Source organism: Luteimonas rhizosphaericola (assembly GCF_029888045.1).
In the GTDB taxonomy this organism is placed as follows: Bacteria; Pseudomonadota; Gammaproteobacteria; order Xanthomonadales; family Xanthomonadaceae; genus Luteimonas; species Luteimonas rhizosphaericola.
In genome coordinates, this window is record NZ_JARXRN010000029.1 from 198,391 (window position 1) to 211,371 (window position 12,981).

The window sequence follows — 12,981 nt, forward strand, 5'->3', positions numbered from 1 at the left end:
AGCGCGCCGAATCGTGATTCCTCAATCCTGGAGACAGACATGAAAGATTTGCTCAACCTCTTCAACCAGCAGCGTCCCGCGCTCGACTTCGACGCGATCAAGATCGCGCTGGCCTCGCCCGACCTGATCCGCTCGTGGTCGTTCGGCGAAGTGAAGAAGCCCGAAACGATCAACTACCGCACCTTCAAGCCCGAGCGCGACGGCCTGTTCTGCGCCGCCATCTTCGGGCCGATCAAGGACTACGAGTGCCTGTGCGGCAAGTACAAGCGCATGAAGCACCGTGGCGTGGTCTGCGAGAAGTGCGGCACGGAAGTGACGCTGGCCAAGGTGCGCCGCGAGCGCATGGGCCACATCGACCTGGCCTCGCCGGTCGCGCACATCTGGTTCCTCAAGTCGCTGCCCTCGCGCATCGGCCTGATGCTGGACATGACCCTGCGCGACATCGAACGCATCCTGTACTTCGAGGCGTTCGTGGTCACCGAGCCGGGCCTGACCCCGATGGAGCGCGGCCAGCTGCTGACCGAAGAGCAGTACATGCAGGCGCGCCAGGAGCACGGCGACGACTTCGACGCCGCGATGGGCGCCGAGGCCGTCTACGACCTGCTGCGCACGATCGACCTGCAGGCCGAGACGCTGAAGCTGAAGGAAGAGATCGCCGCCACGGGCTCGGAGACCAAGCTCAAGCGCCTGACCAAGCGCATCAAGCTGATCGAGGCGTTCGTCGAGTCGGGCAACCGTCCCGAGTGGATGGTCATGACCGTGCTGCCGGTGCTGCCGCCGGACCTGCGTCCGCTGGTGCCGCTGGACGGCGGCCGCTTCGCGACCTCCGACCTCAACGACCTGTACCGCCGCGTCATCAACCGCAACAACCGCCTGCGCCGCCTGCTCGAACTCAACGCGCCCGACATCATCGTGCGCAACGAAAAGCGCATGCTGCAGGAGTCGGTGGACGCGCTGATGGACAACGGCCGCCGCGGCCGCGCCATCACCGGCACCAACAAGCGCCCGCTCAAGTCGCTGGCCGACATGATCAAGGGCAAGCAGGGCCGCTTCCGCCAGAACCTGCTCGGCAAGCGCGTCGACTATTCGGGCCGTTCGGTCATCGTGGTCGGCCCGACGCTGCGCCTGCACGAGTGCGGCCTGCCGAAGAAGATGGCGCTGGAGCTGTTCAAGCCCTTCATCTTCGCCAAGCTGCAGCGCCGTGGCCTGGCCACGACGATCAAGGCCGCCAAGAAGCTGGTCGAGCGCGAAGAGGCCGAGGTGTGGGACATCCTCGAAGAGGTGATCCGCGAGCACCCGGTGCTGCTCAACCGCGCGCCGACGCTGCACCGCCTGGGCATCCAGGCGTTCGAGCCGGTGCTCATCGAAGGCAAGGCGATCCAGCTGCACCCGCTGGTCTGCACCGCGTTCAACGCCGACTTCGACGGTGACCAGATGGCCGTGCACGTCCCGCTGAGCCTCGAGGCCCAGCTGGAAGCGCGCGCGCTGATGATGTCGACGAACAACATCCTCTCGCCGGCGAACGGCGAGCCGATCATCGTGCCGTCGCAGGACGTCGTGCTCGGCCTGTACTACATGACCCGCGCGCTGGAGAACACCCCGGGCGAGGGCATGGCGTTCGCCAACATCGCCGAGGTCAAGCGCGCGTACGACAACAAGGTCGCCCGCCTGCACGCCAAGGTGAAGGTGCGCATCACCGAAACGGTGATCGACGAGGACGGCAAGCGCGAGAAGAAGACCTCGATCGTCGACACGACCATCGGGCGCGCGCTGCTGGCCGAGATCCTGCCCGACGGCCTGCCGTTCGCGCTGGCCAACACCGAGCTGACCAAGAAGAACATCTCGCGCCTGATCAACAGCTGCTACCGCCAGCTGGGCCTGAAGGACACGGTGGTGTTCGCCGACAAGCTGATGTACACCGGCTTCGCGTTCGCGACCCGGGCCGGCGTGTCGATCGGCATCGACGACATGCTGATCCCGCCGGAGAAGAAGGGCATCCTCGGCGAGGCCGAGGCCGAGGTGCTGGAGATCCAGCAGCAGTACCAGTCGGGCCTGGTCACCGCCGGCGAGCGCTACAACAAGGTGGTCGACATCTGGTCGCGCACCAACGAGCGCGTCGCCAAGGCGATGATGGACGCCATCGGCACCGAGACCGTGACCAACGCCAAGGGCGAGCAGGTCGCGCAGAAGTCGATGAACTCGATCTACATCATGGCCGACTCCGGCGCCCGTGGTTCGCAGGCGCAGATCCGCCAGCTGGCCGGCATGCGCGGCCTGATGGCCAAGCCGGACGGCTCGATCATCGAGACGCCGATCACCTCGAACTTCCGCGAGGGCCTGAACGTCCAGCAGTACTTCATCTCGACCCACGGCGCCCGAAAGGGCCTCGCGGACACCGCGCTGAAGACCGCGAACTCCGGTTACCTGACCCGTCGCCTGGTCGACGTGGCCCAGGACGTGGTGATCACCGAAACCGACTGCGGAACGCTCGCCGGCCTCACCATGACCCCGATCGTCGAAGGCGGCGACGTGGTCGAGCCGCTGCGCGACCGCGTGCTGGGCCGCGTGGTGGCCGAGGACGTGTTCCTGCCGGGCAACGACGAGGATCCGATCGTCACCCGCAACACCCTGCTCGACGAGGCCTGGGTGCAGAAGCTCGAAGACGCCAGCGTGCAGTCGATCAAGGTGCGCTCCACGATCACCTGCGCCAGCAGCTTCGGCGTGTGCGCGCACTGCTACGGCCGCGACCTCGGCCGTGGCCACCTGGTCAACCATGGCGAAGCCGTGGGCGTGGTCGCCGCGCAGTCGATCGGCGAGCCGGGCACCCAGCTGACGATGCGCACGTTCCACATCGGCGGCGCGGCCTCGCGTGCGGCGGCGATCGACAACGTGACCGTCAAGACCACCGGTTCGATCAAGTTCAACAACCTCAAGACGGTGCAGCACGCCAGCGGCAACCTGACCGTGGTCTCGCGTTCGGGCGAGCTCTCGGTGCTCGACGGCCACGGCCGCGAGCGCGAGCGCTACAAGCTGCCCTACGGCGCGACCATCACGGTCAAGGACGGCGCGGAGATCAAGGCGGGCCAGACCGTGGCGAACTGGGATCCGCACAACCACCCAATCGTCTCGGAAGTGGCCGGCTCGATCCGTTTCGTGGACTTCGTCGACGGCGTCACCGTCATCGAGAAGACCGACGAACTGACCGGCCTGGCCTCGCGCGAGATCAGCGATCCCAAGCGTCGCGGCTCGCAGGGCAAGGACCTGCGCCCGATCGTGCGGATCATCGACAAGGACGGCAACGACCTCAACATCCCGGGCACCGACCTGCCGGCGCAGTACCTGCTGCCGCCGCGCTCGATCGTCAACCTGCAGGACGGCGCGCCGGTGGGCGTGGGCGACGTGGTCGCCAAGATCCCGCAGGAAGCGTCGAAGACCCGCGACATCACCGGTGGTCTGCCGCGCGTGGCCGACCTGTTCGAGGCGCGCAAGCCGAAGGACCCGGCGATCCTGGCCGAGAAGTCGGGCGTGGTCAGCTTCGGCAAGGACACCAAGGGCAAGCAGCGCCTGATCATCAAGGGTCCGGATGGCGAGGAGCACGAGGAGCTGATCCCCAAGTACCGCCAGATCATCGTGTTCGAGGGCGAGCACGTGGAGAAGGGCGAGACCGTGGTCGACGGCGAGCCGAGCCCGCAGGACATCCTGCGCCTGCTGGGCGTGGAGCCGCTGGCCTCGTACCTGACCAAGGAGATCCAGGACGTCTACCGCCTGCAGGGCGTGAAGATCAACGACAAGCACATCGAGGTGATCATTCGCCAGATGCTGCGCAAGGTCGAGATCGCCGACCCGGGCGACAGCCGTTATCTGGCGGGCGAGCAGGCCGAGCGCCAGCGCGTGATCGAGGAGAACCAGAAGCTCGAATCACGCAACGAACTGCCGATCAAGGTCGAGCCGGTGCTGCTGGGCATCACCAAGGCGTCGCTGGCGACCGAGTCGTTCCTGTCGGCGGCCTCGTTCCAGGAGACCACCCGCGTGCTGACCGAGGCCGCCGTCCGCGGCACCCGCGACAGCCTGCGCGGCCTGAAGGAGAACGTGATCGTCGGCCGCCTGATCCCGGCGGGCACCGGCCTGGCATACCACACCAAGCGCCGGACCCAGGCCAGCGGCCTGACCGAGTCCGAGTTCGAGGCCCTGAGCGGCGGCCCGGCCGCGGCCCCGGTGGTCGCGGATGCGTCGGCGGTCATGCTCGAGGACGCCCCGGCCGAAGCGCCGGGCGAGGAGTCCGGCGGCAACTGATGCGGTATCCCCGGCGGGCCCCCGTGGCCCGCCCAGATTCCGGAATGAGGCGCAGGGAGCGCCTCGTGTCCGGCCCAGGATGGGCGGGAGCAGTCTGAAGGTCCGGCCGCGGGCGACCGCGGTGGCGGGACCGGAGCATGGCTTGCGTTGACGGTTTCCGTCCGCGCGGGCTATACTTTTTCGTCTCGGCAGGCAGGGTTTACCCGCCTGCCGTCGTTTTCACGAGGGCGTACGCCCCGAAACCAAGAACCTTCGACACGATGGCAACAATCAACCAGCTGGTGCGCAAGCCGCGCAGCCCCGAAGTCTACAAGAGCACGTCTCCCGCGCTGGCCAACTGCCCGCAGCGGCGCGGCGTGTGCACGCGCGTGTACACCACCACCCCGAAGAAGCCGAACTCGGCCCTGCGCAAGGTGGCCAAGGTGCGCCTGACCAACGGCTACGAGGTGATCTCGTACATCGGCGGCGAAGGCCACAACCTGCAGGAGCACAGCGTGGTGCTGATCCGCGGCGGTCGCGTCAAGGACCTGCCGGGCGTGCGCTACCACACCGTGCGCGGCTCGCTCGACGCCGCCGGCGTCGCCAAGCGCAAGCAGGCGCGTTCCAAGTACGGCGCCAAGCGCCCGAAGGCCTGAGGACTAGACAATGTCGCGTAAAGGAAATACCCCGCAGCGTGCAGTGCTGCCCGATCCGAAGCACCACAGCGACACGATCGCGCGCTTCATCAACATGGTCATGCAGAGCGGCAAGAAGTCGGTCGCCGAGAAGATCGTGTACGGCGCGATGGACGTGATCGGCGAGAAGAACGGCAACGCGCTGGAGCTGGTCGAGAAGGCGCTCGGCAACGTGTCCCCGGCGGTCGAGGTGAAGTCCCGTCGCGTCGGCGGCGCCACCTACCAGGTGCCGGTCGAGGTGCGCCAGTCGCGCCGCATGGCGCTGGCGATGCGCTGGCTGATCGAGTCGGCGCGCAAGCGCGGCGAGAACTCCATGCCGCGCAAGCTGGCTGCCGAGCTGATCGACGCCTCCGAGAACCGCGGCGGCGCGATCAAGAAGCGCGAGGAAACGCACCGCATGGCGGATGCGAACAAGGCGTTCGCGCACTACCGCTGGTAATTCCCATGGGGGCTTGAGCTTCGGCCCCCGCGGCACCATCTACGGTGCCACCTGGCGGCCTTGCCGCACGCAATGTCCAGATGCCGCCGCGAGGCGGCATTCGGCCATTGAAGCGAGTCCCTCGCGACAGTCCCCGTGGTGCTCTGCGCGGACTTCCCACCGCACCGAATCTGAGGCAATCCCGTGGCCCGCACGACCCCCATCGAACGCTACCGCAACTTCGGCATCATGGCGCACATCGACGCCGGCAAGACCACGACGTCGGAGCGCATCCTGTTCTACACCGGCAAGAGCCACAAGATCGGCGAGGTGCACGACGGCGCCGCGACGATGGACTGGATGGAGCAGGAGCAGGAGCGCGGCATCACGATCCAGTCGGCGGCGACCACGGCGTTCTGGAAGGGAATGGACAAGTCCTTCCCCGAGCACCGCTTCAACATCATCGACACCCCCGGGCACGTCGACTTCACGATCGAAGTCGAGCGGTCGCTGCGCGTGCTCGACGGCGCAGTGTTCGTGCTGTGCGCGGTCGGCGGCGTGCAGCCGCAGTCCGAGACCGTGTGGCGCCAGGCCAACAAGTACCGCGTGCCGCGCGTCGCGTTCGTCAACAAGATGGACCGCACCGGCGCCAACTTCTTCAAGGTCCGCGACCAGCTGAAGGCGCGCCTGGGTGCCTACCCGGTGCCGATGCAGGTGCCGATCGGCGCCGAGGACGGCTTCGAGGGCGTGGTCGACCTGGTCAAGATGAAGGCGATCCACTGGGACGTCGCCTCGCAGGGCCTGAACTTCGAATACCGCGAGATCCCCGCCGAGCTCAAGGAGCAGGCGGACGAGGCTCGCGCGTTCATGGTCGAAGCCGCGGCCGAGGCCAGCGAAGACCTCATGAACAAGTACCTCGAGGGTGAGGAGCTGACCGAGGAGGAGATCATCCTCGGCCTGCGCGAGCGCACCCTCAAGACCGAGATCGTGCCGATGTTCTGCGGCTCGGCGTTCAAGAACAAGGGCGTGCAGGCGATGCTCGACGGCGTCGTGCACCTGCTGCCGTCGCCGGTCGACGTGCCGGCGGTGAAGGGCCTGGACGTGGATGACGAGTCGAAGGAACTGACCCGCGAGTCGAGCGACAAGGCGCCGTTCTCGGCGCTGGCGTTCAAGATCATGACCGACCCGTTCGTGGGTTCGCTGACGTTCTTCCGCGTCTACTCCGGCACGCTCAACGCCGGCGACCAGGTGCTGAACTCGGTCAAGGGCAAGAAGGAGCGCATCGGCCGCCTGCTGCAGATGCACTCCAACAACCGCGACGAGATCAAGGAAGTGCTGGCCGGCGACATCGCCGCCGCGGTGGGCCTGAAGGACGTCACCACCGGCGACACGCTGTGCGCGCAGGATTCCCCGATCGTGCTCGAGCGCATGACGTTCCCGGAGCCGGTGATCTCGATGGCGGTCGAGCCCAAGACCAAGTCCGACCAGGAGAAGATGGGCCTGGCGCTGGGTCGCCTGGCGCAGGAGGATCCGTCCTTCCGCGTGCGCACCGACGAGGAGTCGGGCCAGACGATCATCTCGGGCATGGGCGAGCTGCACCTGGACATCATCGTCGACCGCATGAAGCGCGAGTTCAACGTCGAGGCCAACGTCGGCAAGCCGCAGGTGGCCTACCGCGAGACGATCCGCAAGACCGTCAAGCAGGAAGGCAAGTTCGTGCGGCAGTCGGGCGGCAAGGGCCAGTTCGGCCACGTGTGGCTTGAGATCTCGCCGCAGGAGCCGGGCACCGGCTACGAGTTCGAGAACGCGATCGTGGGCGGCGTCGTGCCGAAGGAATACATCCCGGCGGTGGACAAGGGCATCCAGGAAGCGCTCGCCAACGGCATCCTGGCCGGGTTCCCGATCGTCGACGTCAAGGTCAAGCTGTTCGACGGCTCGTACCACGAGGTCGACTCGTCGGAAATGGCGTTCAAGATCGCCGGCTCGATGGGCTTCAAGGAGGGCTTCTCGAAGGCCTCGCCCGTGCTGCTCGAGCCGATCATGAAGGTGGAGGTCGTCACCCCGGAGGACTACCTGGGCGACGTGATGGGCGACGTGAGCCGTCGCCGCGGCATCCTCCAGGGCCAGGACGACAGCCCGTCGGGCAAGATCATCAACGCGATGATCCCGCTGGGCGAGATGTTCGGCTACGCCACCCAGCTGCGCTCGATGTCGCAGGGCCGCGCCACCTTCACCATGGAGTTCGACCATTACGCCGAGGCGCCGACCAACATCGCCGAATCGGTGGTCAAGAAGAAGTAACCCGGTGCGGCTGGACCGCGGTGGCGATCGCCGCCGCGGGACCGCCGGCCGCGGACACGCATGCATGCATCACGCATCTACGAATGACGGAGTTCTGAGACATGGCAAAGGGTAAGTTCGAGCGCACCAAGCCCCACGTGAACGTGGGCACTATTGGCCACGTGGACCACGGCAAGACGACGCTGACGGCGGCGCTGACGAAGATCGGTGCGGAGCGTTTCGGCGGCGAGTTCAAGGCGTACGACGCGATCGACGCGGCGCCCGAGGAGAAGGCGCGCGGGATCACGATCTCGACCGCGCACGTGGAATACGAGAGCCCGACGCGCCACTACGCGCACGTCGACTGCCCGGGCCACGCGGACTACGTGAAGAACATGATCACCGGCGCGGCGCAGATGGACGGCGCGATCCTGGTGTGCTCGGCCGCCGACGGCCCGATGCCGCAGACGCGCGAGCACATCCTGCTGGCGCGGCAGGTGGGCGTGCCGTACATCGTGGTCTTCCTGAACAAGGCGGACATGGTGGACGACGCCGAGCTGCTGGAGCTGGTGGAGATGGAAGTGCGCGAGCTTCTGTCGAAGTACGAGTTCCCGGGCGACGACACCCCGATCATCCACGGTTCGGCGCTGAAGGCGCTGGAAGGCGACCAGTCGGACATCGGCGTGCCGGCGATCATCAAGCTGGTCGAGGCGCTGGACAGCTGGATCCCGGAGCCGGAGCGCGACATCGACCGTCCGTTCCTGATGCCGGTGGAAGACGTGTTCTCGATCTCGGGCCGCGGCACGGTGGTGACGGGTCGTATCGAGCGCGGCGTGATCAAGGTGGGCGAGGAAATCGAGATCGTCGGTATCCGTCCGACCCAGAAGACCACGGTCACGGGCGTGGAGATGTTCCGCAAGCTGCTGGACCAGGGCCAGGCGGGCGACAACGCGGGCCTGCTGCTGCGCGGCACCAAGCGTGACGACGTGGAGCGCGGCCAGGTGCTGTGCAAGCCGGGTTCGATCGCGCCGCACACCGAGTTCGAGGCCGAGGTGTACGTGCTGTCGAAGGACGAGGGCGGCCGGCACACGCCGTTCTTCAAGGGCTACCGCCCGCAGTTCTACTTCCGCACGACCGACATCACCGGCGCGGTGACGCTGCCGGAGGGCACGGAGATGGTGATGCCGGGCGACAACGTGAAGATGGTGGTGTCGCTGATCAACCCGGTGGCGATGGACGAGGGCCTGCGCTTCGCGATCCGCGAGGGCGGCCGCACGGTCGGCGCCGGCGTGGTGGCGAAGATCCTCAAGTAATGCCCTGGCCCGGGCGCGCACCGCGCGCCCGGCTGCCAGGTCGTCGTCCCGGCGAAGCCGGGATCCAGTGACTCCGGCTCCCTGGTCCGCCAGGCAGCAGACAATCAAGGTCCCTGGATGCCCGCCTGCGCGGGAATGACGATCCAAAGGGCGGGCCGGAACCCCGGTCCGCCTTCGCCGTCTCAGGAAACCCCGGGTCGGCGGATGTTCCATCCTTACGCCAGTAGCTCAATTGGCAGAGCAGCGGTCTCCAAAACCGCAGGTTGGGGGTTCGAGTCCCTCCTGGCGTGCCATCGTAGAGTAGCGAGTCGAGTGAACAGCAGAGTCGAGCAACCCGGGTCCGCCTCCGCGGGCGACATGGTCAAGTACGCGCTGGCGCTGCTGCTGGTCGCGGCAGGGGTGTTCGCGTTCTACTGGTTCGAGGGCCAGTGGCCCGGCGCGGCGCGGGTCGCCGTGGTGGTGGTGGGCGTGCTGGCCGGCATCGCGGTGTTCATGACCAGCGGCAAGGGCCACCAGACCCGCGAGTTCCTGTCCGAGTCGCGCTTCGAGCTGCGCAAAGTGGTCTGGCCCACGCGCCAGGAAGCCATGCGCATGACCTGGGTGGTGATCGTCGTGGTCATCCTGATCGCGCTGATGCTGGCCGGGTTCGACACGGTCATCCAGTGGCTGGTGAAGCTGTTCCTGGCCCAATGACGGAGAGTAGTGACCTGATGGAAGCGCAAGGCGACAAGCGTTGGTATGTGGTGCACGCCTATTCCGGCTTCGAGAAGTCGGTGGCGCAGGCGCTGCGCGACCGCATCGCCCGCGCGGAGATGCAGGAGAAGTTCGGCGACGTGCTGGTGCCGACCGAGGAAGTGGTGGAGATGCGCTCCGGCCAGAAGCGCCGTTCCGAGCGCAAGTTCTTCCCGGGCTACGTGCTGGTGCAGATCGCCACCCACGACGAGGGCGGCATCCCGCGGATGGACAGCGAGAGCTGGCACCTGGTCAAGGAGACCCCGAAGGTGATGGGCTTCATCGGCGGCACCGCCGACCGCCCGCTGCCGATCCGGGACGAAGAGGCGGCCGCGATCCTGGACCGGGTCCAGGAGGGCGTCGAGAAGCCCCGTCCCAAGGTGCTGTTCGAGCCGGGCCAGATGGTCCGCGTGGTCGACGGCCCGTTCAACGACTTCAACGGCGTGGTCGAGGAAGTCAACTACGAGAAGAGCCGCCTGCGCGTGGCGGTGCTGATCTTCGGCCGCTCGACCCCGGTCGAGCTCGAATTCGGGCAGGTCGAGAAAGCCTGACGCCGGGGGGCTGACTTTCGGCCCTCACACCCGCTATACTAGCCGGCTCCCCGCCCCGGGAAGCCGGGCGATCCCGCTGGCCGCCGCATGCGCGGCTTTTCGCGTGGAAGGGGGCAACGCGATGCCGGGACGCGTGATTCTCCCGGCCCGATGGGGAGCCTGAACGGCGCTTGCACCCGGAGAGTCCACAGCAATGGCAAAGAAAGTCGTCGGTTACATCAAGCTGCAGGTGAAGGCCGGGCAGGCCAACCCCTCGCCGCCCGTCGGTCCCGCACTGGGCCAGCGCGGCCTGAACATCATGGAGTTCTGCAAGGCGTTCAACGCCGCGACCTCCAAGCTCGAGCCCGGTCTGCCGACCCCGGTGATCATCACCGCGTACTCGGACCGTACCTTCACCTTCGTCACCAAGAGCACGCCGGCCACGGTGCTGCTGAAGAAGGCCGCCGGCGTCGGCTCCGGCTCCAAGCGTCCGAACACCGAGAAGGTGGGCAAGGTCACCCGCGCGCAGCTCGAGGAGATCGCCAAGGCGAAGGAACCCGACCTGACGGCGGCCGACCTGGACGCGGCGGTTCGCACCATCGCGGGCTCCGCCCGTTCGATGGGCCTGACGGTGGAGGGCTGAGACCATGGCACTGAACAAGCGACAGAAGAGCAGCCAGGCCGCGGTCCAGCCGGGCAAGGCCTACGCCATCGACGAGGCGCTGAAGATCGTCAAGGACCACAGCAAGGCCAAGTTCGTCGAGGCCGTGGACGTCGCCGTCCGCCTCGGCGTGGACGCCAAGAAGTCCGACCAGCAGGTGCGCGGTTCGACCGTGCTGCCGCAGGGCACGGGCAAGTCGGTGCGCGTGGCGGTGTTCGCCCCGGCCGGCGCCAAGGCGGACGAGGCCCTGGCCGCGGGTGCCGATGCCGTCGGCATGGACGACCTGGCCGAGCGCATGCAGGGCGGTGAGCTGAACTACGACGTGGTCATCGCCACGCCGGACGCGATGCGCGTGGTCGGCAAGCTCGGCACCGTGCTCGGGCCGCGCGGCCTGATGCCGAACCCGAAGGTCGGCACCGTGTCCCCGAACCCGGGCGAAGCGGTGAAGAACGCCAAGGGCGGCCAGGTGCGCTACCGCACCGACAAGGCCGGCATCATCCACTGCACGATCGGCAAGGCCGACTTCGACTCCGAGCGCCTGAAGGAGAACCTGACCGCGCTGCTGGCCGACCTGGTGAAGGCTAAGCCGGCGACCTCGAAGGGCCAGTACCTGCAGAAGATCTCGGTCAGCTCGACGATGGGCCCCGGCGTCACCGTCGACCAGTCGTCGCTGAGCCTGAAGTGATGGATCGCCGCGCGCACGCGCGCGGCTGAGGAATCGGTGCCGCCTCGACGGCGGCACCGCGCAAGCATTTGAGGGCATCGCCGAGGCCATCCGCCGGAGCGAGCCGTCAAAGACCGCAGGCGCGGTCGACGCCGCAACGGCGACGGGCACGGAAGCTCGGCACGGCACGGAATCGCCGTCGTTGTGGACCAGACCGCTTAATCCCGGCGTGCCCCGGCACGGCAGGGCCTGCGCAGATGGTCGCCGCCCCTCCAGAGATTGGTTCGATCGGTTTTTGGAAACGGCCGCCAAACGGAACGCCGCGAGGCGTTCCCCGCATCGAAGGACCGGTGCGGCCCATGGCCTGTCCCCGCGTAGATGCGAGGGGATGGAATTGAAGCAAGAGAGGAAGCGCAATGGCTCTGAATCTGAACCAGAAGAAGGAAGTCGTTGCCGAACTGGCCGAGGTCGCCGGCAAGGCGCACTCGCTGGTCGCCGCGGAGTACGCGGGTCTCACGGTCCAGCAACTGACCGACTTGCGCAAGAAGGCCCGCCAGACGGGCGTGTTCCTGAAAGTAGCCAAGAACACGCTGGTCTCGCGCGCAGTGGAGGGGACCGATTACGCCGTCATCCAGGACGAGCTGACCGGCCCGCTGCTGTACGCCTTCTCGCAGGAAGACCCCGGCGCCGCCGGCCGCCTCATCAAGGACTTCGCCAAGACCGCCGACAAGCTGAAGCCGCGCCTGGTTTCGCTGGGTGGGCAGAAGTACCCGGGCTCCCACGTGGATGTCCTGGCGTCTCTGCCGACCCGCGAGCAGGCACTGGCCATGCTGGTGGGCCTGATCGCACAGCCGGCCACCATGCTGGCCCGCGTGCTGTCGGAGCCCGCCGTGCAGACCGGCCGCGTGATCAACGCGGTCGGCCAGCAGAAGGCGGCCTGAAGTCCCGAGTGAGCGCAGTTCGCGACGAACGCGATCCAACGACACGTTTCGAATCAATCAATCAAGGTAAACCACAATGTCCCTTTCCAACGAAGAAATCCTGGAAGCCATCGGCAGCAAGACCCTCGTCGAGGTGATGGAGCTGGTCAAGGCGTTCGAAGAGAAGTTCGGCGTCTCCGCCGCCGCCCCGGTCGCCGTGGCCGCCGGCCCGGCTGCCGCTGCCGCCGCTCCGGCCGAAGAGCAGACCGAGTTCACCGTCGTGCTGAAGTCGGCCGGCGAGAAGAAGGTCGAGGTCATCAAGGTGGTCCGCGCGATCACCGGCCTGGGCCTGAAGGAAGCCAAGGACCTCACCGAAGCCGGTGGCACGGTCAAGGAAGGCGCCTCGAAGGACGACGCCGCCAAGTTCAAGAAGGACCTGGAAGCGGCTGGCGCGACCGTCGAGGTCAAGTGATGTCGCGGCCCGCGCGCGCCGGCC

11 protein-coding genes and 1 tRNA gene are annotated in these 12,981 nt (G+C 67.2%); all 12 read left to right on the forward strand.

Annotated elements, in window-relative coordinates; all coding sequences use genetic code 11:
• The first annotated feature begins 39 nt into the window (after positions 1-39).
• A complete protein-coding gene (gene rpoC / locus QFW80_RS17460) occupies positions 40-4,293 on the forward strand; it encodes a DNA-directed RNA polymerase subunit beta' (protein WP_280603399.1) in 4,254 nt (1,417 codons plus the stop codon).
• Between the two features lie 260 nt (positions 4,294-4,553).
• Entirely contained in the window at positions 4,554-4,928 is a 375-nt protein-coding gene (rpsL, locus tag QFW80_RS17465) for a 30S ribosomal protein S12 (protein ID WP_149104901.1), read from the forward strand.
• 10 nt (positions 4,929-4,938) lie between these two features.
• Complete coding sequence (gene rpsG, locus QFW80_RS17470) at positions 4,939-5,406, forward strand: 30S ribosomal protein S7 (protein ID WP_280603401.1); 468 nt, start codon at positions 4,939-4,941, stop codon at positions 5,404-5,406.
• A gap of 183 nt (positions 5,407-5,589) precedes the next feature.
• Entirely contained in the window at positions 5,590-7,686 is a 2,097-nt protein-coding gene (fusA, locus tag QFW80_RS17475; protein WP_280603403.1) for an elongation factor G, read from the forward strand.
• Positions 7,687-7,787: 101 nt separating this feature from the next.
• The gene (gene tuf / locus QFW80_RS17480; RefSeq protein ID WP_280603386.1) at positions 7,788-8,978 is read left to right on the forward strand and encodes an elongation factor Tu; all 1,191 of its coding nucleotides are present in this window, start codon (positions 7,788-7,790) and stop codon (positions 8,976-8,978) included.
• Between the two features lie 217 nt (positions 8,979-9,195).
• A tRNA-Trp gene (locus tag QFW80_RS17485) sits at positions 9,196-9,271 on the forward strand.
• 19 nt (positions 9,272-9,290) lie between these two features.
• Positions 9,291-9,671, forward strand: a complete 381-nt coding sequence (secE, locus tag QFW80_RS17490) for a preprotein translocase subunit SecE (protein ID WP_280603387.1) — start codon at positions 9,291-9,293, stop codon at positions 9,669-9,671.
• 17 nt (positions 9,672-9,688) lie between these two features.
• Positions 9,689-10,261, forward strand: a complete 573-nt coding sequence (nusG, locus tag QFW80_RS17495; protein WP_280603388.1) for a transcription termination/antitermination protein NusG — start codon at positions 9,689-9,691, stop codon at positions 10,259-10,261.
• Between the two features lie 193 nt (positions 10,262-10,454).
• Positions 10,455-10,883 carry a 50S ribosomal protein L11 gene (rplK, locus tag QFW80_RS17500; protein WP_280603390.1) on the forward strand — a complete coding sequence of 143 codons (429 nt, stop codon included), beginning with the start codon at positions 10,455-10,457 and terminating at the stop codon, positions 10,881-10,883.
• 4 nt (positions 10,884-10,887) lie between these two features.
• Complete coding sequence (gene rplA, locus QFW80_RS17505; protein ID WP_280603392.1) at positions 10,888-11,586, forward strand: 50S ribosomal protein L1; 699 nt, start codon at positions 10,888-10,890, stop codon at positions 11,584-11,586.
• Between the two features lie 395 nt (positions 11,587-11,981).
• On the forward strand, positions 11,982-12,506 hold the full coding sequence (rplJ, locus tag QFW80_RS17510; protein ID WP_280603393.1) for a 50S ribosomal protein L10: 525 nt from the start codon (positions 11,982-11,984) through the stop codon (positions 12,504-12,506).
• A 76-nt stretch (positions 12,507-12,582) separates the two neighbouring features.
• Positions 12,583-12,957: a 50S ribosomal protein L7/L12 gene (gene rplL / locus QFW80_RS17515; protein WP_280603395.1), complete on the forward strand. Its 375-nt coding sequence runs from the start codon at positions 12,583-12,585 to the stop codon at positions 12,955-12,957.
• Positions 12,958-12,981: the final 24 nt, after the last annotated feature.

Coding starts and splice junctions, on each gene's coding strand:
- rpsL (WP_149104901.1), top strand. CDS start 4,554: ATGGCAACAATCAACCAGCTGGTGCGCAAGCCGCGCAGCCCCGAAGTC.
- rplJ (WP_280603393.1), top strand. CDS start 11,982: ATGGCTCTGAATCTGAACCAGAAGAAGGAAGTCGTTGCCGAACTGGCC.
- nusG (WP_280603388.1), top strand. CDS start 9,689: ATGGAAGCGCAAGGCGACAAGCGTTGGTATGTGGTGCACGCCTATTCC.
- tuf (WP_280603386.1), top strand. CDS start 7,788: ATGGCAAAGGGTAAGTTCGAGCGCACCAAGCCCCACGTGAACGTGGGC.
- rplA (WP_280603392.1), top strand. CDS start 10,888: ATGGCACTGAACAAGCGACAGAAGAGCAGCCAGGCCGCGGTCCAGCCG.
- rpsG (WP_280603401.1), top strand. CDS start 4,939: ATGTCGCGTAAAGGAAATACCCCGCAGCGTGCAGTGCTGCCCGATCCG.
- rplK (WP_280603390.1), top strand. CDS start 10,455: ATGGCAAAGAAAGTCGTCGGTTACATCAAGCTGCAGGTGAAGGCCGGG.
- rpoC (WP_280603399.1), top strand. CDS start 40: ATGAAAGATTTGCTCAACCTCTTCAACCAGCAGCGTCCCGCGCTCGAC.
- rplL (WP_280603395.1), top strand. CDS start 12,583: ATGTCCCTTTCCAACGAAGAAATCCTGGAAGCCATCGGCAGCAAGACC.